25 protein-coding genes are annotated in these 24,225 nt (G+C 62.1%); 5 read left to right on the top strand and 20 right to left on the bottom strand.

Going from position 1 to position 24,225, the window contains the following annotated elements; translation table 11 throughout:
• Positions 1-137: 137 nt before the first annotated feature.
• From WCA85_RS02410 to WCA85_RS02385, 6 genes are all read right to left on the bottom strand, one after another.
• The gene (locus tag WCA85_RS02410) at positions 138-572 is read right to left on the bottom strand and encodes a cupin domain-containing protein (protein ID WP_424061530.1); all 435 of its coding nucleotides are present in this window, start codon (positions 570-572) and stop codon (positions 138-140) included.
• Positions 573-790: 218 nt separating this feature from the next.
• Positions 791-1,090: a hypothetical protein gene (locus WCA85_RS02405; protein WP_424061529.1), complete on the bottom strand. Its 300-nt coding sequence runs from the start codon at positions 1,088-1,090 to the stop codon at positions 791-793.
• A 532-nt stretch (positions 1,091-1,622) separates the two neighbouring features.
• Positions 1,623-1,781 (bottom strand): hypothetical protein, encoded by a 159-nt coding sequence (locus tag WCA85_RS02400; RefSeq protein ID WP_424061527.1) that lies wholly within the window; start codon positions 1,779-1,781, stop codon positions 1,623-1,625.
• A 201-nt stretch (positions 1,782-1,982) separates the two neighbouring features.
• Entirely contained in the window at positions 1,983-2,291 is a 309-nt protein-coding gene (locus WCA85_RS02395) for a hypothetical protein (RefSeq protein ID WP_424061526.1), read from the bottom strand.
• 257 nt (positions 2,292-2,548) lie between these two features.
• Positions 2,549-3,916 carry a hypothetical protein gene (locus WCA85_RS02390; protein ID WP_424061536.1) on the bottom strand — a complete coding sequence of 456 codons (1,368 nt, stop codon included), beginning with the start codon at positions 3,914-3,916 and terminating at the stop codon, positions 2,549-2,551.
• Between the two features lie 117 nt (positions 3,917-4,033).
• Positions 4,034-4,720 (bottom strand): MgtC/SapB family protein, encoded by a 687-nt coding sequence (locus WCA85_RS02385; protein WP_424061524.1) that lies wholly within the window; start codon positions 4,718-4,720, stop codon positions 4,034-4,036.
• Positions 4,721-4,897: 177 nt separating this feature from the next.
• On the opposite strand from WCA85_RS02385, the gene WCA85_RS02380 reads away from it, so the two are divergent.
• On the top strand, positions 4,898-5,995 hold the full coding sequence (locus WCA85_RS02380) for an AGE family epimerase/isomerase (protein ID WP_424061523.1): 1,098 nt from the start codon (positions 4,898-4,900) through the stop codon (positions 5,993-5,995).
• Between the two features lie 95 nt (positions 5,996-6,090).
• On the opposite strand, the gene WCA85_RS02375 is transcribed toward WCA85_RS02380, so the two are convergent.
• A complete protein-coding gene (locus WCA85_RS02375; RefSeq protein ID WP_424061521.1) occupies positions 6,091-7,713 on the bottom strand; it encodes a methyl-accepting chemotaxis protein in 1,623 nt (540 codons plus the stop codon).
• A gap of 246 nt (positions 7,714-7,959) precedes the next feature.
• Here WCA85_RS02375 and WCA85_RS02370 point away from each other — a divergent pair, with 246 nt between their 5' ends.
• On the top strand, positions 7,960-8,394 hold the full coding sequence (locus WCA85_RS02370; protein WP_424061520.1) for a PaaI family thioesterase: 435 nt from the start codon (positions 7,960-7,962) through the stop codon (positions 8,392-8,394).
• 71 nt (positions 8,395-8,465) lie between these two features.
• Here the strand turns inward: WCA85_RS02370 and WCA85_RS02365 are convergent, their stop codons facing one another.
• From WCA85_RS02365 to WCA85_RS02325, 9 genes are all read right to left on the bottom strand, one after another.
• Positions 8,466-9,314 carry an ureidoglycolate lyase gene (locus WCA85_RS02365; protein WP_424061519.1) on the bottom strand — a complete coding sequence of 283 codons (849 nt, stop codon included), beginning with the start codon at positions 9,312-9,314 and terminating at the stop codon, positions 8,466-8,468.
• Positions 9,315-9,389: 75 nt separating this feature from the next.
• On the bottom strand, positions 9,390-10,133 hold the full coding sequence (locus WCA85_RS02360) for an SDR family oxidoreductase (protein WP_424061518.1): 744 nt from the start codon (positions 10,131-10,133) through the stop codon (positions 9,390-9,392).
• A 133-nt stretch (positions 10,134-10,266) separates the two neighbouring features.
• Positions 10,267-11,097, bottom strand: a complete 831-nt coding sequence (locus tag WCA85_RS02355; RefSeq protein ID WP_424061516.1) for an amidohydrolase family protein — start codon at positions 11,095-11,097, stop codon at positions 10,267-10,269.
• Positions 11,098-11,103: 6 nt separating this feature from the next.
• Positions 11,104-12,147: an aldo/keto reductase gene (locus WCA85_RS02350; protein WP_424061515.1), complete on the bottom strand. Its 1,044-nt coding sequence runs from the start codon at positions 12,145-12,147 to the stop codon at positions 11,104-11,106.
• A 42-nt stretch (positions 12,148-12,189) separates the two neighbouring features.
• On the bottom strand, positions 12,190-13,509 hold the full coding sequence (locus WCA85_RS02345) for a UxaA family hydrolase (protein WP_424061513.1): 1,320 nt from the start codon (positions 13,507-13,509) through the stop codon (positions 12,190-12,192).
• Between the two features lie 28 nt (positions 13,510-13,537).
• Positions 13,538-13,861: a UxaA family hydrolase gene (locus WCA85_RS02340; RefSeq protein ID WP_424061512.1), complete on the bottom strand. Its 324-nt coding sequence runs from the start codon at positions 13,859-13,861 to the stop codon at positions 13,538-13,540.
• Between the two features lie 26 nt (positions 13,862-13,887).
• On the bottom strand, positions 13,888-14,931 hold the full coding sequence (locus WCA85_RS02335) for an ABC transporter permease (RefSeq protein WP_424061511.1): 1,044 nt from the start codon (positions 14,929-14,931) through the stop codon (positions 13,888-13,890).
• Positions 14,921-16,459: a sugar ABC transporter ATP-binding protein gene (locus tag WCA85_RS02330; RefSeq protein ID WP_424061509.1), complete on the bottom strand. Its 1,539-nt coding sequence runs from the start codon at positions 16,457-16,459 to the stop codon at positions 14,921-14,923. Before WCA85_RS02330 ends, WCA85_RS02335 begins: the two co-directional genes overlap by 11 nt.
• An 8-nt stretch (positions 16,460-16,467) precedes the next feature.
• Complete coding sequence (locus tag WCA85_RS02325) at positions 16,468-17,478, bottom strand: sugar ABC transporter substrate-binding protein (RefSeq protein WP_424061534.1); 1,011 nt, start codon at positions 17,476-17,478, stop codon at positions 16,468-16,470.
• A gap of 295 nt (positions 17,479-17,773) precedes the next feature.
• On the opposite strand from WCA85_RS02325, the gene WCA85_RS02320 reads away from it, so the two are divergent.
• Both WCA85_RS02320 and WCA85_RS02315 read left to right on the top strand, forming a co-directional pair.
• Positions 17,774-18,562: an IclR family transcriptional regulator gene (locus tag WCA85_RS02320; protein ID WP_424061532.1), complete on the top strand. Its 789-nt coding sequence runs from the start codon at positions 17,774-17,776 to the stop codon at positions 18,560-18,562.
• 72 nt (positions 18,563-18,634) lie between these two features.
• Entirely contained in the window at positions 18,635-19,177 is a 543-nt protein-coding gene (locus tag WCA85_RS02315; RefSeq protein WP_424061508.1) for a hypothetical protein, read from the top strand.
• A 44-nt stretch (positions 19,178-19,221) separates the two neighbouring features.
• Here WCA85_RS02315 and WCA85_RS02310 read toward each other — a convergent pair whose 3' ends face one another.
• From WCA85_RS02310 to WCA85_RS02300, 3 genes are all read right to left on the bottom strand, one after another.
• The gene (locus WCA85_RS02310) at positions 19,222-19,593 is read right to left on the bottom strand and encodes a septal ring lytic transglycosylase RlpA family protein (protein ID WP_424061506.1); all 372 of its coding nucleotides are present in this window, start codon (positions 19,591-19,593) and stop codon (positions 19,222-19,224) included.
• A 408-nt stretch (positions 19,594-20,001) separates the two neighbouring features.
• A complete protein-coding gene (locus WCA85_RS02305) occupies positions 20,002-20,241 on the bottom strand; it encodes a hypothetical protein (protein ID WP_424061505.1) in 240 nt (79 codons plus the stop codon).
• A 179-nt stretch (positions 20,242-20,420) separates the two neighbouring features.
• On the bottom strand, positions 20,421-20,735 hold the full coding sequence (locus tag WCA85_RS02300) for a hypothetical protein (protein WP_424061503.1): 315 nt from the start codon (positions 20,733-20,735) through the stop codon (positions 20,421-20,423).
• A gap of 446 nt (positions 20,736-21,181) precedes the next feature.
• Here WCA85_RS02300 and WCA85_RS02295 point away from each other — a divergent pair, with 446 nt between their 5' ends.
• Positions 21,182-22,738: a tetratricopeptide repeat protein gene (locus WCA85_RS02295; protein ID WP_424061502.1), complete on the top strand. Its 1,557-nt coding sequence runs from the start codon at positions 21,182-21,184 to the stop codon at positions 22,736-22,738.
• 38 nt (positions 22,739-22,776) lie between these two features.
• Here the strand turns inward: WCA85_RS02295 and WCA85_RS02290 are convergent.
• The coding region (locus WCA85_RS02290; RefSeq protein WP_424061501.1) for a GNAT family N-acetyltransferase at positions 22,777-24,225 on the bottom strand (1,449 nt) is incomplete at its 5' end.

Genomic DNA, 24,225 nt, shown 5'->3' with positions numbered 1-24,225 from the left:
GCCAAGGTGCGTGCGCCGTCACGCCGCAGTGCTGCGCGCTAAAGCGTAAGCGCTTGCGGCGTCACACCGGCTACGGCACGCCGGCTGCAGCACGGGTGGCGCGCAAGCGCGCGCTCTGGCTGCGTCGCGTTTCGGCCTCAGGTAGTCACGCTCTTCCACGGTGTGAAGTCGGGCACCTCGCACGGGCCTTCCACGTCAATGGATGTGAAGTTGGCTGGCGAAACAATTTCGATGTACTCCATATCTTCCGAGTAATCGAACAGGTAGTGAACGATGCCTGGGGCCTGATGCACGCAATCACCAGCCGCGACCAGCGTCTCCTTGTCTCCGTACATGAAGCGCGCCCATCCCTTCAGCATGATCACAATGTGGAAGTCAGCCTCATGTCGGTGCCACCCGGTGCCTTGCTCTGGTGCATGGTTCGCCTTGACGAGTTGCGCGAGGACCTTGCCATCCGTTGCTCCGGCGATGCCAAGATCGCGGTAAAGAAAGAAATCGCGCAATCCCTGATCCTCGTATGACGTGTCTTGCGGACGGACATGCGAGAAATGCGTGGCGAGTTCGGTAGACATGATCGCGCTCCAAAGGGATGAACGGATGAGGAAAACGGCACGGTGAGCGCGTTTTAAAGCATCAAGCGTTCCAGTCTGGGAGCGGGTACGGATGTGGCGTCTAGAGCGAATTGTGCAACCCCAAATGCAACGAGGCCGGTCTCCCCTGAAGAGAGACCGGCCTCGCTGGACCTTACGACGCGCGCTCCGGCGTCCCGGTCGGCGTCGTCAATGCCGCATCAATAGTGCTGCGGATGGTGGTCGTCGTGGTGATGCGGGTCGTAGTCGTGCGGGTGATGATGCATCCAGTCGTCATGAGCCCAGTAACGGTGGCCGTCCCAATAGCGGTCGCCGTGCCAGCCGATGTCGATCTGAACGCCCACTGGCATCATGTGCGGCTGGTCGTAAGTTGTGACAGGACCAGGGGCCGAGATAACGATGCGGTCAGCCTGAGCAAATGCGCTGCCTGCTGTGAGAAGTGCGCCACCGGCCACGAGGGCTGCGAGCACTGCATGCAAAGTCTTGTTTGAGGATTTCATAATGAGACCTCCCTTCTAAAGTTGGTATCGAGCAGTACCGGCTGATCCAGATGTTCTCTGCCGCTGTACGCTTGAGACTGACTTTAACCAGGCGAAACGCTTAAAGACGTGAGCGCTTGTAAGAGGAAGTTTCAAATTCGGGGCCCGATGACCGGGTGCTCCGACAAGGAAAGCGTAAGGTTTACAGCGCTCAGCGGGCTATCCGACCCGCATACCGACGTGAGCACGTGTGAGTCCCTGTTACATCCATTTCGCTCGGGAAATATTCCGAAACGTGTTTCCGGCGACCAGAGCGCGCTTAAAACGAAGCGCAGGAAGCAGCGCATTGCTTTCCGCCAAGGCGGCTATCCGCCTTTTGCCCGCGCCGGGCTGTGGAATTTAGGGACCGCGGCTCTGCCGTCTCCGAGCGATCATGACCGAATCAGGGGCCGTAAACGAACTAAAGCCACGGTTATCCGTGGCTTTAGTAGAGCGCGCTTACGTTCGGGCGCGCGTGGCGATCAATCCCGCCTGCGCTAGACGACATACTGTATTAGTCGCTCAGCTTGACGCCGAACAACGTTCCTTGCGCCTGACGCTGACGCTCAGCTTCGCGGTAGCGCGCTGCGTACGAATAATCCGAATCCAGCGGCAGATGGGGCGAAGCGAAGAGGTCGCTGACCTTTTGGAACAATGCAAAGATAACGCTCATGACGACTCCCGGTTGAGTTGGACGCTAGGGTTTTCCCTTAAGAAGAATTATAGGGTTTTCCCTAGGCAAAAGCTAGTGCAATGCAACATTTTTCTAGGTGTGGCCTGTTGTCGCACTACATCTCGACATGTTGCGTTGCGTCATAACAACGACCGGATCGCACAAAAAACCGGATCTTCGGCCTGCTGAAGGCGGCTGAGCCTACTGCAGCGTGGTTGCGTGCGGCTTCCTGGCAGCTACCGGTTTGGCTTCCTCCACCTGCTTACGCGGATTGGCGAGTGCGGCATCAACCGCCCCTTGCGTCGCGCTTCCCGCGCGCATCAACGTCGCGCTGTTGACGGACACGATCATGCCTGGGAGCGTCCCGCCGTAACCCTCCGGCGCATTCACCGACGTTCCGACTGCCCCAAACTCCATGCTTAGAGCCCAGTAGCCTTCGTGGATACCTTGATCGCGCAACAGCGCCTCAATCAACTCCTTGATAGAAAACCTGTGCTCGCTGGTTGGCATCGTCGTCCTCGTCGGAAAAGCTGGCCGGTGGTCCGGTCCACGGCTTGTGCGATAGCAACGAAAGTTTATAGGCGGTTATTCCGCTCAGGCGGCGCCGCTCACGCGCTTCGGCTTACGTTATCTATCACGCGTCTAGAGCCAAGGATGGCGCGCGCTGCGACCTGTCATGGGCGCGGCGCGTCAATCCGCGAACGACAGGAGGGCGACGACAGGAAAAGCTGGCGGGCCACGCGCGGGCGGCGTGGCCTTTGGACGACTTAGTGGGTGGTCGTCGTCGCCGCGACTTTCGGCTTGTGAGGATGCGTGTGCGCCTTCGCAACGCGCTTGCTGGCCGGTGCCGTTGCTGCGGTCGCGGTAGCGGCAGGCGTCTGGCGAGGTGCCACGAAAGCCGTCGGCGTCGGGCTCGGTGCCGATGGCGCGGCGGGGACCGCGTTAGCCGCTGCCAGGTGCGCGTCGAGCAAGCTGGTCATCGCGGCCTGCTGGTTTTGCATCAACTCTTCGATGCGGTGCTGTTGCGCCGTGGTCTCACGGGTGAGGCGCATCAACAGGATGGTCTGAGTCACGCCGATTGCCACGGTCACCAGCAGCGCGGCGACGACAATCGACAGCATCCATTTCATCCGGCGCGAGTGATCGGTCGCCGCGTGGCGCTGATCCGAGATCACGCCATAAAGCGCGTCAACTGTATCGGCAAACGCCGTCGCGCGTGCCCGGTCAAGCTCCGGTGCGATGCGCGCTGCCTCGTGCAGCGGTGCGGCAACTGGAGCGCTGGAGTGCACCGTTCTCGAAGCTGCAGATGTTGTCCCTGTCGCTGAGGAAGATATGGGAGAAGCCGTGGAAGCCGTCGATGCATCGACCGCGCCCGAAGCCATGAACGCACCGTGCTCCGCGGAATCGCCGCCAGGCGCAGCCACATTCGTGCTTTGGTCACGGGAGGTCGTTGCCGCCTTGGCGAACGTCGTCGCAAAGCGCTGCGGCGGCACGCCGCCCGCTTTGCCTTTTGCATCTGCACCGGGCTCCGAAGCCTGACGCAACGCGGCCACACTGCGCGCAACCGTGGCCGCGGCCATCGCTGGGGTCATGGGTGCCGGCTCGGCAGCAGACTGCGGCATCTCCGACTCGCGGCTCGTGGCCAGCTCCGCCGTCTCGGTTGACCCATGCGTTACAGGCTCACCCACAAACAGCGCACCGTCCCCCACCATCGCAGGGAAAGCCGTCGGCTCGAGCCGTTCAAAACCAGCAAGCGGTGCCACCGCAGGCGCTTCGCTGCGCTCGCGCGGTCCACGGCGTGCAGCCCTGGCTTCAGATGTGGTCGTCGCCAACCCATCCCCGCTCGCTCCTGCGCCAACCGCCGCCAACACCACATCTGGCAATTCAAAACCATGCAGCGTGCCCTGCCGGATGTCGATGTTCATCGCCTCCAGCGTCGCACGGGTAGGATCGTCGGGGAAAAGATCTAGCGTGCTGTCGTCGCGCGATGCATCGCTCAGTTGTGCGAGACGCTGTGCCGAGCGGGCCGCACGCGCCAGCTTGTTTTCAGTCTCGGTGGAGACGGTGTTCGCGCGCGGCTTCGTCGAACTGGCGCGGGGCGGGCGGGACTGCGTGGATGCTGCGGAATCTGCCATAGAGAAAGTGCGGTCGTCGCCGGCCACCGGGCGCCGAATACCGCTAGACAATGCCATCAATTTTTCGAGACCGCATTGTCGCACGGCGGCGCACGCCCGCAGAAGCCAATTGCCGGATCAAGTCGTCGAATCGTCTTCGCGGAACTCCTTTACGCAAGGCAATTGACGCAAACGGCTGCTGATCGCCGCATATTCAGTCGACGACACGCGATGCAGCGTGATCATCACCACATCGCATTCGGGGGCATCGTCGCTCTGCTGCATCACGAACTGCTTGACCCGCGGACTTGCCGCGCCAAGCGCTTCGTGTAGCGAATCAAAGGTAAGCGCGCCGCGTTCGACCAGCAGCGTCATCTGGCGCCGCTGCTTGACCGTGATGAAGCGTCGTTCGATCGGTTTGATACCCGCAAGGATGATCAGGATGATGATGGTCGCCGCAATCGACGCCGTGTACATGCCGCCGCCCACCGCCAGCCCGATGGCCGCCACTGACCAGAGGCTCGCCGCCGTCGTCAGCCCGCGTACGATCTCGCCGCGCAACAGGATCGAACCAGCGCCCAGAAAGCCGATACCGGACACCACCTGCGCTGCCATCCGCGAAGGATCGAGCACGACGTTCTGCGAGCCGAGGACGTCAGCAAAGCCGAACGCCGACACGATCATGATGAGCGTCGAGCCGACGCACACGAGCATGTGTGTGCGCAGCCCCGCAGCCCATGAGAGTCGTTCACGCTCGACGCCAATGACGCTGCCGAGCGCCGCCGCCAGAATCAACCGCGAAACAAGTTCGACATTCCCCAACATGGTTTTTGCTCCTTTTCCGAAGGTTTCTGGAAACGTAACGCGGTGGGCACGGTGGTGCCATCCGCAATGGTTTGCTTTATGATTGGTCGCTCGCCGCCCTTGCCCGCGTGACCGCTTACGCGTGGGGCAGTCCGGCACGCGGCCATTTACACGACCTTACCGAAGCAGATTCACAGCATGAATACACCCGCCTCCACGATCGCACTTGCCGCCGGCCTACGCGATCATTTCGCACGCGTCATCCTGCCAGTCTGGCGCGGCCCGGGTTTCAATTCCGCGTTGAACCTGCCTTATGAAGCGGTCAACCCCACGAGCCACGCTCCGATGCCGGTGGAACGCTACCGGGCAATGGCTTGCGCACGCCAGCTGTTCGTGTTCTCCCAGGCGGGCGAAGCGGCGCATGCCAATGTGCTGTTTGACGCGCTGGTGCACTACTTTCAGGACAAGCAATCGGGCGGATGGTTCTATAGCGTCGATGCGCAAGGCGCGCCGCTCGATACCACGAAAGATCTCTATACCCACGCGTTTCTGGTTTTTGCGTGTGCGGAATACGGCGCACGCTCAGGCAATCGCGACGCACTCGATATCGTGAAGAGCACTTCGGCGCTGATCGAAACGCGCTTCGCGGCCAGAGACGGATTGCTCAATGCCGCGTTGGACGCCGGGTTCGCGACGGTAACGGGCACGCCGATTCAAAACCCGCTGATGCATCTCACCGAGGCGTGGCTCGCCGCCCGCGAGGCAACCCGGGACAGCGCCTTCGACACTGCGCTGCAAAAGCTGGCTGAAGCGATTGACCGCACATTCGTGCATGAACCGACCGGCTGTATCGCTGAGTTACCGTTGGGCATGGCTGATAACCGCCTCGAACCAGGCCATCAGTTTGAATGGTTCTGGCTGGTCAAACAGGCGGGGAAGTTACTGGACGGGACGCAACTGGACGCAGCGCTGACCCGCGCATTCGACTTCGCCCAGCTACACGGCGTGGACCAGGCAACGGGCGGCGTGTGCGCGTCGCTCGACGAAAACGGCGCGATCAAGGACGCCACGCAACGCATCTGGGCGCAAAGCGAGTATCTGCGCGCGCTTGCCACACGTGACGACGACGCAGCGCGCACCGTCTTGCCTCAGCAGATCGAACGCTTTCAAGCGCGCTTTCTGCATCAGCATGGCTGGTACGAATGCAAGTCAGCTGCGGGCGAGGTTTCGCGTGCTGACATGCCCTCCACCACGCCTTACCACCTCGCTACGGCATACGCGGCATTGCCCGCTTAATGCCTTTGCCGGGTTGAAACAGAAGCGGCCCCGAGGGGCCGCGCGCCGCACGCATCAATCGCTGACGCACGCGGCTCTGTTCACTCAACCAACTGTTATGCCGCTGGTTCCGCGCCAAACGAAAACTCCCGTTCATGCGCGTGCGGTAAGCCCAACTGCTGGGTTCTCAACACCGCATCGGAGATGTCGAACACCGACACCGCTTCCTTCAACTGCTGTGTCTGTTGATGCAGTGACGCCGCAGCCGCCGCGGCCTCTTCGACCAATGCGGCGTTTTGCTGCGTCATTTCGTCCATCTGCACCACCGCCTGATTGATCTGCTCGATGCCGGCGCTCTGTTCGAGTGATGACGCACTGATCTCCGCCATCATCTGGGTCACGCGCGAGATCGACTCCGAGACATTGCGCATGGCGCCCCCTGCATGCTCGACGAGCGTCGAGCCGCCCTTGATCTCCGCTACTGACTCGCTGATCAGCGTCTTGATCTCCTTGGCCGACTGCGCGCTGCGCTGCGCGAGTCCGCGAACCTCTCCTGCCACGACCGCAAACCCCCGTCCCTGCTCACCCGCGCGCGCTGCTTCGACCGCAGCGTTCAGCGCGAGGATGTTGGTCTGGAAAGCGATCCCGTCTATCACCGAAATGATCTCGGCGATCTTGTCGGAGCTCTGCGCAATGCCTTGCATCTTCTCCACCACCTGATTCACGACCGCACTGCCTTGCGAGGTCGCGTCCAGCGCGGTTTGAGCTAGCGCATTGGCCTCACGCGCATGCTCGGCGTTCTGTCGCACGGTCGCGGTCAGTTCTTCCATGCTCGAGGCGGTTTCCTCCAGCGACGCGGCCTGGCTCTCCGTACGTGCCGACAAGTCGGCGTTACCCGTGGCAATCTCATCCGCGCCCAGGTAAATCGAGTCGGCCGATTCGCGCACGGTCTTCACGGTGCGCGCGACGCTCGCCTGCATTCTGGCCAGCCCCGAGAACAGATGGCCAATTTCGTTGGTGCCGCGTGAGGCGATCGGTTGATCGAGCTTGCCTTGAGCGATCCGATCGAAGTGCCGTCCCGCTTCTTCGAGCGGCGCGACGACGCCGCGCTTGAGCGCCAGGTACACCGTCGCCGTGCCAACCACCAGCAACAACAGGATGACGAGGCCCACGCCGCGAAACAGCGCGAGGCGGTTGTCGATCGAATCGAGCGACGCACGGCTTGCCGCGTCGCCAAAGCGCACGAAGTTGTGCAATTCACCGAGGTAAGCGTCCTGGAAGGACTGGGTCGGCTGATCGAGGAAAGCTTGAATGTTCCCAGAATCGAGGTCTTGGGCCAGTTCAACCAACGCCGAGTGTAGCTTCTGATAACGCTCGGCAAGCGCCGCCGCGCGGGCAGTATTTTCGTCGCCGGTCTTGGTCGCGTTGGTAAACGTGGCGAACGATTCGTCCGCCGCCGCCAGTTGTTCGCGAGCGTGCTGGACGATATCAGCCGGCTCGGCGCCGCCCTTGACCATCCGTGTACCGGCGCGCGAGAGGTTGATGCGGGCGTCCATCAACGCCTGGGTGGTTCGGTTCACGGCGTCGACCTGTTTCAACGCGACATTCGACAGGTCGCCCACGTCGTCATGGGTACGCGTCAGCGACCAGAACCCCAGCCCCTCGGTCACCAGTTGCAGTACGCAGAAAGCGGCCAGAACACACAGCAGGCCGGATGCGACCTTGATCTTGCTAAACATCTTGAACACCTGAAATGCAATGAATGACGGGACCAACGTCAGGGTTTACGGCAGTGCAAACGTTTTCTTGAGCTATGGAGCAGGAAACGTCATTCGACGCGCCCTTTCGCGTAGCCCGCATCCAATTCACATCGCTTCTAGCAATAATGCTCTAGCCATTTTTGCGATTCACCTTGACTCGCAGCGTTGGCGCTTCCTAGAGTGGGTAGGGACGCCACCACGGGCATCGCCCCGAAGGAATTGACAATGACAGATCTACTGGACCGTGCACGCGGCGCGCTCCATGCCCAGCCTTTCAGCATGTTGCTCGGCGCCGAGCTCATGCACACCAGCACGAATGAACTGACGCTATGTTTGCCGATTCATGACGAACTGCGCCAACAGCATGGGTTTGTTCATGGAGGCGTCATCAGCTACCTGGCCGACAATGCGCTCACGTTTGCCGGGGCACTCGCGCTGGGGCCGCGGGTCGTCACGGGCGAGTACAAGATCAACTATCTGCGGCCAGCCATGAACGGCACGCTGCTCGCACGCGCGCAGGTCGTCTATGCGGGGCGCCAGCAGGCCACCTGCCAATGCAATATCTTCGTGATGGATGGCAACCGCGAACGGCTCATCGCTGTCGCACAAGGGACAGTCAACCGGATCGGTGACGATGGAGAGGGAGTTGCCTCGACCTGAGGCGAAGGAGGGAGCGGGCGCAGCGCCATCTGCACGATTGGCAAGATGGGCTGCGCGCCGCGATCAGCGGGTTATTCCGCTGCGTATGTCTTTTGCTGTTGCTCGCCCAGGCCTTCGATGCCAAGGCGAATGTTCTGCCCCGCCTTCAGATATACCGGATTCGGCTTGACGCCCATGCCGACGCCCGGCGGCGTGCCCGTCGAAATCACATCGCCCGGTTGCAGGCTCATGCAGGTCGACAGATACGACACCAGCTTCGCCACGCCGAACACCATCGTCTTGGTGCTGCCGTTCTGATAGCGATGGCCGTCCACTTCGAGCCACAGGTTCAGGTTTTGCGGATCGGCGACTTCATCACGCGTGACGACCCACGGACCGATCGGGCCAAACGTGTCGAAACCTTTGCCCTTGTCCCACGTGCCGCCGCGTTCGATCTGCCATTCACGTTCGGACACGTCGTTGATCACGCAATAGCCTGCGACGTATTCCAGCGCGTTGGCTTCGTCGATGTACTTGGCGGCCTTGCCAATCACCACGCCGAGTTCGACTTCCCAGTCGGTCTTCTTCGAGCCGCGCGGAATTTCGACGTCGTCGTTCGGGCCGCTGATCGCGCTATTCCACTTGTTGAACACCACCGGCTCGGTCGGCACGGGCAGGTTGGATTCTGCCGCGTGATCCGCGTAGTTCAGGCCGATACAGATGAACTTGCCGATCTTGCCCACACACGGTCCGAGGCGCGGATTGCCTTCCACGACCGGCAGCGAGGCCGGATCGATTGCGCGCAGTTTGGCGAGGCCCGCATCGGTCAGCGTTTCGCCGTCGATGTCCGTCACCACCTTTGACAGATCGCGAATCTTGCCTTGCGCGTCGAGCACGCCGGGCTTTTCCTGACCTTTCGGTCCAAAACGAAGCAGTTTCATCGTTGCACTTCCCTATCGTCCAGAGTGTTCAGTGAAAAATGTGGCGCGTTCCATACCGGCGCAGCATTAACCTTACTAGTTCGACCAGCCGCCGTCGATCACATGCGCATGACCGGTGGTAAACGCCGACTCATCCGAGGCCAGATACAGCGCCAGCGCGGCGATCTCTTCAGGCTTGCCGACGCGGCCCATCGGCTGACGGGCGACGAAGGCGGCCTGCACGGCATCAACACTCGTTCCTTGCGTCTGAGCCTGCGCCGCAATCCGCTGTTCGAGCGACGGCGAAGACACTGTGCCCGGGCAGATTGCGTTACAGCGTACACCACGCGTGATGAAATCTGCAGCGACAGACTTCGTCAGGCCCAGCACGGCGGCCTTCGACGCGCCGTAAACAAAACGGTTTGGCACGCCCTTCACGCTCGACGCCGCCGACGACATGTTGATGATCGAACCGCCGCCGTTCTCCAGCATGGCCGGCAGGAAGGCGCGAATGGTCCGGTACATCGCTTTCGCGTTCAGATCAAACGCAAAGTCCCAGTCTTCTTCGGTCGCTTCGAGAATGTTGCCCGCGTGGACATAGCCCGCGCAGTTGAACAGCACATCGATCGCACCCAGTTCGGCGGCGAGCGCATTGATCGCCGCGACGTCGCGCACATCGAGCTTGCGCGCTTCGACCGGCTTGCCCGCGAGACCGTCGATACGGATGTCGGTAGCGATCACGCGTGCGCCTTCGCGCGCGAATAGCTCGGCGGTTGCCAGTCCAATTCCCTGTCCAGCGGCGGTGATCAGGGCCGTCTTCCCGGCCAGTCTTTGTATCATTTACGGCTCCAGTTGAATTGGCGTTTGAGTCATATCGGGTATTGCAATGTGCGCTCAATAGCAACCTTTCAAAGGCGCAAGCACTTGCATTTGCGGTGTTACATCAGCTTCATGGGCTGGGTGCGTCTCGTCTTCACAAACGATAGAACGCGGTGGCGTTCGCGCCGAAAATCGCCTCGCGCTCCTGGTCCGATAGCGCGGCAAGCAAAGTGTTCGTCACAGAATGCCACAACAGGTAGTCGCCGTTCAGGTTGAGCACGGGCCAATCACTTCCCCACATCAGGCGCGCTGGGCCAAAGGATTGCAGCAGGTGATCGACATAGGGCCGCAAGGTGGCCTCGGTCCAACCGGGCGCCGCTTCAGTGGCCAGTCCAGATAGCTTGCAATGCACATGCGGCAGACGGGCTAGCCTCGTGATGCCGTCTGCCCACTCTTGCAGGCCCGCGCTGCCGTCGCGAATCGGTGGTTTTGCGCCGTGGTCGATCACGATGCGCAGGTCCGGAAAACGCGTGGCAAAAGTCTCGAGGGCACTTACATGACGCGTGAAGATCAAGGCATCGAAGGCAAGGTCATGCTCGATCAGCGCGGCGACGGCAGGCGCCAGAGCGGGGTTTGCGATCCAGTGGTCGTCGGGCAGGTCTTGCAGCATGGGCCGCACGCCCTTGAATTTCACATCGCGGGCGAGTTCGGTGATCAATGCCGGCGCGTCGTGCTGCAGCATCGGCACCCAGCCGACCACGCCCGCAATCGACGCTTCGCCGCGCGCGAGGTCCAGTAAATAGCGGGTTTCCTCGACCGTGGGTGCAGCCTGGACAACCACCGTTCGCTGCACACCGGCGCGCGCTCGCAGCGGCGCGAGATCTGCGGGTCCGAAGGTACGGTAGAGCGTGGTCAGTTCAGGGGTAAGCCAGCCGTAATCGTCGCGAGCCGGGTCCCAATAGTGTTGGTGGGCATCGATCTGCATGGCGCGTTAGTCCTTGGCAGGCACCGGCGCGCGTGGATCCAGCAGCCCTTCATCACGCAGCGCTGTCCACAACGCCGTAGGAATTGGGCGCTCGAAAGATGCGACATTCTCGCGGAGTTCTTCTACGCTTCGAGCGCCTGTCAATACCGTGGCAACGGCAGGGTGCGCCAGCGGAAACTGCAATGCTGCGGCGGCCAGCGGAACATCGTGTGCGCGGCACACCGCTTCGAGCCGCGCGACACGTTCGATGACTTCGGGCGGCGCTGCACCGTAGTTGAACTTCAGGTCGCCTTGCACGCCGCGCGCGAGAATGCCCGAGTTGAATGCGCCGCCTAGCAGGATGCTCACCCCGCGGGCTTCGCAAGCTGGCAGCAGATCGTTGAGCGTGGCCTGTTCGAGCAGCGTGTAGCGGCCGGCGAGCAAGGCGCAGTCAATATCAAAGTCGGCCAGTGCGTCGAGAATCGGCTTACCCTGGTTGACGCCAAGGCCCACGGCTTTGACCGCGCCCGCCGAGCGCAATTCATCGAGCGCCCGAAAGCCGCCGCCGTCCGTCAGTTGCTTCCAGTAGGTCGAATACTTCTCGCCGTGCGTGGCCGGTTCGAGATCGTGGATCAACAGAATATCGATCTCCGCGATGCCTAGCCGCTGCTGGCTATCCTCGAACGCTCGCAGAATGCCGTCGTGCGTGTAGTCGTAGATGGCCTGAAACGGCAGCGGGTTTTGCCAGCCTTCGCTACCGTCATACGGCGTGGTGCGCGGTACAAAACGCCGGCCTACCTTGGTGGACAGCACGTACTGATCGCGCGGATAACGGCGCAACACGTCACCCAGGCGGTGTTCCGCTTTCGTATGACCGTAGTGCGGCGCGGTGTCGAAGAAGCGCACGCCCGCGTTCCAGGCAGCCGTTATGGTCGCAAAGGCCTCTTCGTCCGACAGATCGCGGTAAAGGCCGCCGAGCGGTGCCGTTCCGAGGCTAAGCCCGGTGACCTGTAGCGCGCGCCGGCCAATCGGGCGGCGCTGTGCAACCTGTGAACCCACTGCCGCTGTCATGTTCATGTCTCCTCGTTTTAGTGCTTACTCCCGTCCCATCAATCAATGCGACGCGATCTCCACCACCCGCTGCATCGACACCGCGCCCGACGGCAAACACGCGGGGCCGACCGGTTCAAACGTCTTGTACGTAAGGATAAACTCCTGATGCCCGAGCATCTCCGACTTCGACGCAGCCCCTTGCGCGACGGCGACAGTGTGCTCGAACACTTCCTGGCCCACTTCTCCCAGCGTGCCGCGCCCTTCGAGAATCCGGCCCGCGTCGACATCCATGTCGCCGGAAAGGTTGCGATACGTCGCCGGATTCGCGCAGACCTTGATGACCGGCGAGATCGCCGAGCCCACCACCGAGCCGCGTCCCGTCGTGAACAGAATCACGTGCGCACCGCACGCGATCAATTCGCCGATTTCGGCGTTATCGCTGATGTTCGGAAAGCCGAAGCGCGGTTCGCCGTCGGGCACCACGTCGAGCAGGTACAGGCCGCCCGTCGGCGGGACATCGCCGGGTTTGATGATTCCGACAATCGGCGAAGCGCCGCTTTTCGCATACGCACCGAGCGATTTCTCTTCCTGCGTCGTGAGACCGCCGTCCGCGTTGCCGACCGCAAAACTGCCATGACCGAGGATCGAGTAATAGCGCGCAGCCTTCGCGACGCAAGCCACGATCTCTTCGCCCAATTCAGGCCGCGCCGCCCGCGTTTTCATATGGAATTCGCACCCGACCAACTCACCCGTTTCCTCGAAGATGCACGTGGCGCCCGCTTCGATGAAATGATCGAACGCGCGGCCAACGGCCGGATTCGCAGTGATGCCACTGGTGCCGTCCGAGCCACCGCAGATCGTACCAATCACGAGCTCGTTCAGCCCCATCGGGACGCGCTGTTGCGCGGCGAGTTGCTGGCGCGCGCCACGCACCCAGTCCATACCGTACTGGATCGTGCTGCGGGTTCCGCCCTTCTCCTGAATCGTCAGGACTTCAACCGGGCGGCCACTTGCGCGCACCACGTCAACCAGGTAATGCTTGTTCATGCTCTCGCAACCGAGCGACACGAACAGCACCGCGCCCACATTCGGGTGCGTGGTGAGCTTTTCCAGCATCTTCTCCGCGTAACTGTTCGGATAGCACCCAGGAAAGCCGATCAGATGCACCGCGGGTTCACGTTCCGCGCTCGGGTCGTCGAAGGCATCGAACGGTTCACGAAACTGCGTGACGATTTCACGCGCGACGTGATGCGCACACTCAACGAGGTACGCGACCGCCACCACGTTTCGGATGCCCTTGCGGCCATCGCTGCGCAGATAGCCTTGCAGCGTGGGTTGCGCAACGCCAGCAGCGGTGATTGCTTTGGAAGTCTCAGTCATGATCGTTCTCGCGCGGCGTCAGGCCGCGTCAATGATGCACGAATTCGTGGCCGGCATCGTGCGTGTACGTGGGGATATAGTCGCTTTCGAGGTTGTGCGTGTGCAGGTGCTCGCCGCGCGCCACGTCTTCGGTCACATGCCCGATCACTGCGCCGTAGCGCAACACTTTCTCGTCCTTCCTGATTACGGCGCGTGCGACCTTGTGGCCCAGGTCGATTGTCTTGACCAGCGTCACGCGCTCGCCTTCGATTTCGACCTGCGTGCCGGCCTCCAGCCGCGCCCCCGCAATCAGACAGTTATCCTGTGGACTTAGCAGGATCAGACGCGCATCGGTATGCGATGGACTACTCAAGATAGATCTCCGTGATACCTGCGGTGTCAGTTCTGGCCTTCGCCGCTCGCGAGCCGCGCCACCATCAGCGAGCCGAGGATGATCGCGCCATAAATCGCCTGAATCCAGAACGACGGCACCTGAGCCAGCGTCAGCAGGTTCTGCACGACGCCCAGCAGTAACACGCCTGAGAGCGCGCCGAGCATCGTGCCCTTGCCGCCGTCCAGCGAAATCCCGCCAATCACTGCTGCGGCGAACACCGTGAAAATCATGCCGTTGCCCTGATTTGCGTTGATCGCGCCGACATAGCCTGTCACGATCAGACCGCCCACCGAAGCAAGGATACTCCCGAGCACGAACACGCCCCAAGTGATCCGCTCAACGCGAATCCCCGCTGCGCGCGCCGCTTCAGGATTGCCGCCGATCGCGTAAAGCGCGCGGCCTAACCGGTGATAGCGCAACATGAAAGCCGCAACCGCGAACGCCGCAGCCGCGAGCCACACTGACAGCGGAAGCCCCAGCGTGATCGTCGTGGCGAGCGTGAAGAACGACGGCGGCATATCGAACAGCGTGCCGCCCTTGGTCGCCCCCACCAGCATGCCGCGTAGCACGATCAGCATGGCCAGCGTGACGATGAACGCGTTCAGCCGCAGACGCACCACCAGAAAGCCGTTGATGAACCCGATCACCGCGCCCACCGCGATGATGGCCAGCAAACCAGCCGCAGCCGGCCATTGCCAGCCGAAGCCCGCCGACGCCGCCGGCATCACGAGCATCGCACCGACCGCCGGCGCGATGCCGACCGTCGATTCCAGCGACAAATCGAACTTGCCGGTCAACACGATCAGCGATTCGGCGAGTACCACTAGCGCGAGCGCGGCGGACGCACCGAGCACGCTGATCAGATTGGCCTTCGTGAGAAAGCTCGGGCTCACGAAAGCGCCGATCACGAGCAACAGCGCCAGCGCCGGCAACAGGGCGAGATCGCGAAATCGCGCGAGTTCGATGCGTGGCCGGTTACTGCGCGCAGCGGGCGCGGCCACCTGCGCTTGGGCCGCGCCGAACGCCGGGCTTGGCACGTTATTCTTCATGGAGACTGACTCCTTCAACGGATGCGATCAGGTCGTGGTCCTGCCAACCCGCGGGAAATTCGGCCGCGACGCGGCCACGGAACATGACCAATACCCGGTCACAAGTGCGCAGGTCGTCGAGTTCACCCGAGACCACCAGCACCGCCTTACCTTCTTCGCGCACGCGGTCCACTACGGACAGCAGCGCTTCTTTCGATTTCACGTCGACGCCAGCGGTCGGGTCGATCAGCACGAGGATGTCCGGATCGGTCGCGAGTGCACGCGCCATCACGACTTTTTGCTGATTCCCGCCGGACAGGCCCGACACCACATGCTCCGGACCCTGCGCGACGATGCCGAGCGCGTCGATCATCTTCTGGCCGAACGCGTTTTTCTTCGCGGGTGGCGTGAGACCGAACTTGCCCAGCAGACGCGCAATCGTCATCGAAGCGTTCTCCGCCACCGATTGCGTCAGCACGAGTCCTTCGTGATGCCGGTCTTTCGGCACGCAGCCGATGCCGCTGGCGAGCGCCGCCGGCACGTCGCCGTACGGCAGCGCCTTGCCCTCTACGCGGATTTCGCCACGCTTTGGCGCACGCAGACCGGCAATCGCTTCCGCCACGCTGGTGCGGCCGCTGCTTGTCGCGCCCGTCAGCCCGATAACTTCGCCGCGTTTCACGGTGAACGACACATCGTCGTAATCGGCACCGCCGAGGCTCGCCACTTCCAGCGCCACTTTCGTACCCGCCGGCAACGCGCCGCGTGCTGCCGCGTCAGCGACGGCTAGGCCTCCGCGCTCGCCAGTCATGGCTTCAATCAATTGCTCACGCGGTAACGCGGAGACCGGCGCGCTGACGATATGCCGCGCATCGCGCAGCACCGTCACCGCCTGGCAAATCTCATACACCTCCTGCAAGTGGTGCGAGATAAACAGGAACGTCACGCCTTCGCGCTGCAATTCGCTGATGCGTTGGAACAGCCGCTTGATTTCGTCGCCGTCGAGTTGCGCGGTCGGCTCATCCAGGATGATGAAGCGCGCGCCGTACGACAGCGCCCGTGCAATCTCCACCAGTTGGCGAGCCTCGACGCTCAGGTCGCCGGCACGCGCATCTTCGCGCACGTCGATCTTCCAGTGATCGAGCAAGGCCCGCGCATTGCGGCGCATGGCTTGCCAGTCGATCACGCCGCGGCGCGCAGGCTGACGATTGATGAACAGATTCTCCGCGACTGAGAGATCGCGGATGATCGTCGAGTGTTGATAGACGCAGGCAACGCGCTCGCGCCACGCGTCCCGGTCCGCGATTGCGGGCGCCGCGATACCGCCGAAGCGCACCTCGCCAGTGTCCGGCTTGCGCAGGCCGGTGAGAATCGACACCAGTGTCGATTTACCGGCCCCGTTGCGCCCGACGAGTGCATGCGACTCGCCAGGCATCACGCGGATGCTCACGTCTTTCAGTGCGGCTGTGGAGCCGTAGCGTTTGGTGACATCAAGCGCCTCAACCACTGCAGGGGTATTCGCCGCAGTCGCCGCACCATCAGGCGTGTGCATGGGCTCGCTCATTTGACCGTGTTGCCCCACAGGTTCTTGTCGTCAACATTCGCCTTCGTCACGAGCGGCGCGGGCAACTGGTCTTCGAGCAAGCCGGGCGACAGTTGAATGATCGTGCTGCCATGATCGGTCGGGCCCGGCTTGAAGGTCTGTCCAGCGAGCGCTGCCTTGATGTAGAACAGGCCGTACTTCGCATACAGATCAGCCGGCTGCGACACGGTGGCGTCGATCTCGCCCTTGCGGATGGCGTCGAATTCCTGCGGAATGCCGTCGTTGCTGACGATCACCACATGCTTCGCGTCGCCCACGGGGAACAGCATCTGCTTGCGGCGCAGCGTCTGCAGCGTCGGCGACAGATAGACACCGCCTGCCTGCATGTAGATCGCCTTCACGTCGGGGTTGGCGGTCAACAGGCTGTCGAGCGCGGTCGCGGCCACATCACCCTTCCATGCGGCGGGAATTTCGAGCAACGACAGCGCCGGATAGTGCTTCAGACAGGCACGGAACGCTTCCGAACGATCACGCCCGTTGACGGACGCCAGATCGCCCATGATCTGCACCACCTTGCCCGACTTCACGTGCTCGCCGATGTACTTGCAGGCCATCTCGCCATACGCGTGATTGTCGGCACGCACCACCATCGCCACTTTGCCTTGAGTTGGCGCCACGTCCACGGCCACGACCGGCACGTTCTTCGCGGCGGCCGCGTCGAGCGCGCGACTGATCGCGGCCGAGTCCAGCGGACCCACCACAATGCCTTTCGCGCCGAGGTTCAGGATGTTGTTCATGTCGGTGATCTGCTGCGCAGGATCGCCGTTCGAATTGACGGGCGCGAGGATGTCGAGCCCTGCCTGCTTTGCGTACACCGGGAGGTAGTTGTTGTACGACTGCCAGAACGGCGAAGTCAGCAACGGCAGATCGAGACCGATCTTGCCGCTTTCCGCGGCACGGGCCGCACCGCTGGTGACGAGGCCGGCCACGCAAGCGGCAGCCACGCCAACTGATAAAGCGCGCTGCATAAAGCGACGGGCCGCGCGCGGCCCCTTGGGGAACGTCATGTTGTTGTCTCCTGATCTGCGTTGTTGAACTTCCTGAGCCAGTCCTGGTGGGCCCGGCACATCGTCCTGCGCTTTCTTATCCGTATTGGTGCACGACAATTCACCAATGAACGTATTATTCATATACGGACTTTTCGAAGTCAAGCAATGTATAGTGCATCGGCCGTACGTAGTTTCCCTGGCCACGTGTCGCCAGCGCGCACTACACTCAAGCGCCGTGATAACAATGTGGCCTGCGAAGGGGAGCCCACTCATGATGGATACCGAAGAACGAGACGAAGCAGACCGATACCGCGCGCCCGCGCTGGACAAAGGGCTCGATATCCTCGAACTGCTCGCCGAGCAGAAAGAAGGGCTGACGCGCGCCGAGATCACCAAGCTTCTCGGACGCAATGCGAGTGAGATGTACCGGATGCTCGAACGGCTGGTGGCGCGCCAATATGTGGTGCGATCGACGGGGGGGGATCGTTATTCGTTGAGTCTCAAGCTGTACGCGCTGGCACATCGCCATCCGCCGATGAACCGCCTGATCTCCGAAGCGCTGCCGTTGATGCAACGTTTCGCGGACGACTCCGAGCAGTCGTGCCACCTGGTGGTCTACGATCGCGGCAATCTGCTGGTGATCGCGCAGGTGGACGGCCCGGGGACATGGGGCATGTCGGTGCGACTCGGTTCGCGGGTGGGTTTGATCGACACCGGTTCCGGGCGCGTGATGCTCGCCTTCCAGAGCGCCGATCAGCGTGACCACATGCTTGCTGAACACACCAAGGTGAAAGGCGAAGTCACGATCGATCGCGAGGCGCTCGAGAATACCTGCGAGCGTATTCGCACTGCCGGGTTTTCGCAGAAAGACAGTCAGCAGATATTTGGTGTCACGGATTTGACGTTCCCGATTCTCGGGCCGTCCGGTCAGGCGATCGCAGCCATGACCTGCCCTTACCTGCGGCGCATCGACGAGTACGTCGCACCGACGCTCGATGCGGCGACCGCATTGCTAAAGGAAACCGTCGAGGCCCTTTCCATGTTCCGCGAAAGCGTGAGCTGACATGGTTTAGAATGGCGACCCTCTCAAATATGTCGCCGCGCGGGTTCGTCCCGCGCGCGTTATCGATACCTCATGGCGAAACTTCTGACCGATTCCGAATTCCAGCGTTTTTCCGATCTCCAGCAGAAGCAGGCGAGCTTCACGATCACCAGCGCGGAAGCCGATGAACTGCGCGACATCGTGGCCCGTGCGCAGCAAAAGCGCGACGATCGCGCCGCGGCGATGCAAGCCATCGAAACGTATATCCAGCAGTTCGACATCAGCCCTGATGAGCTGTTTTCGCAGGAACAGATCGGCGAGGCTGCCCGTACCTACGGCCTGATCCCGGCGGCAAAGAAGGAGCGTGTGCTGCCGCCGTCGTTCACCTACAACGGCAAGCCCTACCAGTGGACGCGCGCGCTGCCGGACGACATTCGCGTGCCGCTCTTCGAGGCGTTCACAGCAGGTCAGTCGGTCAAGGATTTCATTGCGACGCCGAAGGACGCCGGCCGCTGTGCGGCAACGATCGCGCGTCTGGAGCGTGAGACGGGCGCGGTGTATGCGGATGCCTGGCTTGAAGAACTGTCCGTCACGCGCACCCTGGTGGACGAGGCAGCAGCAAAGCTCGCGGCCTAAGTACGGTCGTACCGCAACGTTGCCGGAGCGTCAGCCGCCTAGGGCTACGTGCCGGCTTCGTCCTTTCCGACGCGCTCGATCTTGACGAACATGGTGCCGGCACGCGACAACCCGAGCGCCGCGGCAGCGGCGTAGGAAAGATCGATTACGCGACCGCGCGCATAAGGTCCGCGGTCGTTGATCCGCACCACCACCGAGCGCGTGCTTCCCACCGCTGTCACGCGAGCGTATGACCCCAACGGCAGCGTGCGGTGCGCCGCCGTCAGCGCGTGCGCGTCGTAGCGCTCGCCGCTGGCGGTCCGACGCCCCTGAAAAACCTTGCCGTACCAGGATGCCACGCCGGATTGCCGGAAGTGCGCCGCTTGCGCACTGTGGTCCGGCGACGCAGACGTGTCTGCTTGTGTGAGCGAATCCATCAATGGTTCGGACGCGACGGCAGCGCCGTCGGGTCCAGGTTGCGCACGGTCAGTTTCAGTGGCTTGCGGCTGTCCGGCATGCACCGCGAGATCCGGCGCTTTTGCGGTAGTCGCAGGACTTTCCGCGCAGCCTGCAAGTAACGCAAACGACAAAACGATGCCTAGGTTTCGGTAGGAATAGTATTTCTTCAAAAGATGTGACCTGCTGAGGCGACACCGGCGTTGCCGGGGTCGCTCGGAATACTCCGGGACCGGCGAACCGGGAAAGGTTCGCGGCGAGAGCAAGCCTGCTATTGCGGGGTTGCGACAGATAGGCAAGCGGATCGACCGGCTTGCCATCCCTAAGGACTTCGAACTTACGCGACGCGTTGCCGCTCTCGTCCGTTCAGACGCGACCCGTTCCGCAACTTACGGCTTGGTGATCGGGGTGGCGTCCATAGCCGGTGCCGACGCTTCTGCTGCGGCCGAAGCGTGATGGTGTTTGTGGTGCTTGTGCTTGTGGGCGTGCTTGTGGCTTACCGCCGATGCCGCTTCGGCAGTAGCCGGTGCTTGTGCTTCAGCGGGCGTCGAGACGGGTGCGGATGCCTGTGCAAATGCGGCCAGTGAAAACAGCCCTGCGAGGGCGGCAACAATAATCTGCTTGTTCATCGACAATAGTTCCTGAAAATAACCGGGTTGATTGGGCGACCGAGAAACGGTCGCCTGTTTAACGAACGCGGGAACAAGCCGTTGACGTTATCGCAATTTAATATGCAATCCTTGACGATTATTTCCAATTGCGCTGCAAAGTCAGGCTAAATCATGGTGCATTCGTGGTGCCGCGCCAATTACGATCCAACAATCGTGATGGCCCATGCGAACAGGCACCCGACCGGCGCACCGATGACGCGACCCAGCACACGGGCTTTCGTCAGCTCGGTGATACGGTTTTCAATACCGCCCTTCAATACGCCGTAGTGACGCAACACCGGTTCGATGCCGCAGACGACCATCGCGACGAGCCATGCCAGGCCTTCGCGGCCCACCAGGTGCGCGGGTTCGATCAGGTTGGTCAATTGCAGCAGAGCAATCACGACTGCGCTCATGAAAAACGCGAACAACAGTGACTTGATGAACTGGTCGGAGATGGCAAGGTTATCCATGAGATATCGCTCTGAACGTTGTGTGAGACTCGTCAGCGATATCTACGTGCTTGCAGGATAGAAAACCGCGTGCCGTGTGAATAGCCTGAATACGCGGCGCATGGCCGCGATTGGCATCGCTGATGGAACCGAAGCGAAAAGGATATCCAAGCTCATGCGACCAAACACCCAGACAAGTCTGAAAACGGCGAATCCAGCGGTGGGGAAACACGCAAGAGAATTGGTCAGAAGTGCAGACTGAGCCTCACCAGACAAGTTTCGGAACAATCCTATAGCTGCCCGCCACGCAGCGCGGACAATCGACGGCCTCTTGCACACAGCAGTCCTGGTGTGTTCCTCTTACCCCGCAAAGCGCCTGCCTCTTGTATCGGTCGTGACGTGTCGCCAGGTTTGGTTGGACAACTCAGCAGCCGCACTGGTAGCGCGATGCAAACCGAGCGCCGATCATGTCCACGCCTTCTAACACTGCGCCTGAAACCATTGCGTCCTGGTATGGGGAGGCACAAAAAGCGCGTACGGCAGGTCACCTTGATGTCGCGCAAGCGTGGGTAGATCGAATCCTTTCGGTAGAGCCGATGCGCCCGGGCGCGCTTTACTTGCGTGGAGTATTGGCGCTCGATTCAAACCAGCTGGAAGCCGCGCAAAGCTCGGTTGATCGCGCAATCGAGGTGCTGCCCCATCCGGACTTCTTCGCCACGCTGTGCGTCATCCACATCAAGTTGAAGTCGTTCGCCACCGCCACGCAAACCGCGCAGCAAGGTCTAGCCCTCCACCCCAACTCAACCGTGCTGCGCTATTACGAGGCGGGAACGCTCCTGGCGCGGGGATTGCCCGATGAAGCAGTCGCCAGCTATCGCAAGCTGCTACAACTCGACCCGGATAACGCACGGGCGCACGCCAACATGGGTGTGGCAGCGAAGAATCTTGGTTCACTGGACGAGGCGGAGCGCCACCTGCGTCATGCCGTTGCGCTTGCTCCCGGGTATCTCGCCGCTCGCGGCCATCTTGGTGCCGTGCTGCTGGCCGCAGGGCGTTATGAAGAAGCCTGGGCGTGGTACGAGGACCGCTGGGCCAATTTTGTGGACGAGGATGGAAGTCCCGCTCCAGATTCACGCCCGCAAATTCCACTGCCGCAATGGAAGGGCGAGCGTCCCGAGTCGATGTATCGCGAGGAACGCACAAGTGCCCGCGCCACAGGTCTGCTTGTCATTCCCGAACAAGGCCATGGCGACAGCCTGCAGTTCGTCCGCTACCTGCCTCTTGCGCTCAAGCACTTTTCGAAGGTGGGCTACGTATGCGCGCCCTCTTTGCGCCGCCTCTTCGAAGACTCGCTTTGTTCGCGCTGGCCGGAACTCGTTTTGCTCGATGACGGACTGCTGCCCGCGGATGAATGGCACTCGTACTGTCCGATCATGTCGCTTCCCTTGGCAGTGGGCACCCGACTCGACAACATCCCGGCCGCGATGCCTTATTTGTATGCCGGTTCCGCACAGGCAGCGGCGTGGCGCGCCAGACTCGCGGCTCTGCCCAACTCCGATTTGCCACGGGTCGGCATAGTCTGGGCTGGCGGCCATTCCGGCATGACCGAAGATAAAGTTCGCAGCCTGACACCCGCGCAAATCGCGCCCTTGCTCGCGCTGCCGCAGATCCACTGGATCAGTTTGCAAAAGACCGATGACGCGGCCAAGCGCGCCGATGCGGCAACCCAGGCGCAGCTGACGGACTGGATGGACGAAGTCACGGATTTCGCGGATACCGCCGCGCTAATCGAGAATCTCGATCTGGTGATCGCGGTCGATACCTCGGTGGCGCATCTGGCCGCGGCTATGGGTAAGCCCGTCTGGTTGTTCAACCGTTTCGCCGGCTGCTGGCGTTGGCTGCGCGACCGCGATGACAGCCCGTGGTATCCCAGCGTGCGTCTTTTCAACCAACGGCAACGTGGCGACTGGAGCCCGGTAATAACGGACGTCGCCGCAGCGTTACAGCAGCGTTTCGCGACGTAGGAAGCGTGGCAAATGCGTCAAGGCGCATTCCATGCGGACTAACTTTCCGCCTCCGCCTCATCCAGCGCCATTCTGAATCCCACGACTGCATGGTCCTCGGTCGGTGTCACCGTGAAACCGCACGCCTTCGCGAGCGCGATCATCGGCCCGTTCTCCCGCAGCGCTTCTCCAACCAGCCAGTGCGTGCCGCGCGAGCGTGCGTAGACGACGATTTTTTCCATCAGCAATTTGCCCAGACGCCGCCCCTTCTGGTCCGAACGCACCGCCACCGCGAACTCGGCGGTTTCGTTATCGGGGTCCGCGACCGCGCGCACCACGCCGAGCGTCCGCGTGAAGCCCTCGTCGCATGGAACTGTCGCGATTAGCGCCATCTCCCGGTCGTAATCGATTTGCGTCATGCGAGCGAGTTGCGAGTGGTCGAAGCTGCCGACCGTGCCGAAGAACCGCAAGCGCAGATCGTCGGGCGTCATGGCTTCGACAAAGTCATGGTGCGCCGCTTCGTCCTCGGGGCGGATAGGCCGCACGGTGATGCGCAAGCCGTGCCAGTCGAGCGTTTCCTCGTAGCGGCGTGGGTACGGCATGATGGCGAGTCGGCTGCGCGTGGCGCCGAGCCGGATGCGCGGCACGACGATGGCAACGCGCTCGCGGAATACTCGCAGCACAAGCGTCAATCCAACGATTTCACGGACGTCGCAGACGGCCTGCGAGAGCGCCGTAAAAGCCGCCAGCACCGGTTCAGGCGCGGCGAGTCTCGCATAAGGCGAACTCGTCACCATGTCGCGTGCGAGGATGGGATTGAGCGGCGGCAGTCCAAAGACCTGCAAGGATGGCGAGACGCCATCTACGGACGGCGTCGTGAAGCGAAACACCGGGCCAAAGTTGTCGTCGTCGCGCAGTTCGACCTCGATGTCGACGATCTTGCCCTGCGTCGCGTCCAGCGGCTCGACGGTCAAGCCGAAACGTGCCAGCAGGCGCGCCGCTTTTTCCTCCGTCAGGGTGGCCTCGTTCGCGGCCAGGGCCGCGCGCGCTTGCGCTTGAGCGGCGTCGATTTCCGCGGGGATTTGCGCCGGAAGTCCCTCCGGTGTCTGCATCAACAGCTCGCGCCCCAGCCGGTAATCCACCAGCCGCGCAAATGCGCGCGCGAGCCGCTGCGGTGTCGTGTGCACCGGAATGCCCTGGGTATGCAGCGCATCGCGCGTCTGCGCATCCACGCCGCCAAAGAAACATGCCAGCAGACCACGATAGGCAAACCGCTGGTTCGCAATCAGCGCCTGCGCAACTTCGCCCACCGGCGCGTTATGTGTTGACGCGTGGACAACGAACGCCGTGCCCGTGGTGCGATGCTGCGCGAGCACGTTGAGCGCGGTGCCAAAATCCTCGGCTCGCGCGTCGTCGCCCAGCAGCAGGGGGTTGCCTGGGACCGAGCGCGGCAGCGCCTTGACGACCGCTTCCGTGACCTCGTCCGGCCATTGAGCGAGGGTGTCGCC

The sequence above is a fragment of the Paraburkholderia sp. genome, assembly GCF_049581445.1.
In the GTDB taxonomy this organism is placed as follows: Bacteria; Pseudomonadota; Gammaproteobacteria; order Burkholderiales; family Burkholderiaceae; genus Paraburkholderia.
This window is presented reverse-complemented; position numbering and strand designations above follow the sequence as displayed.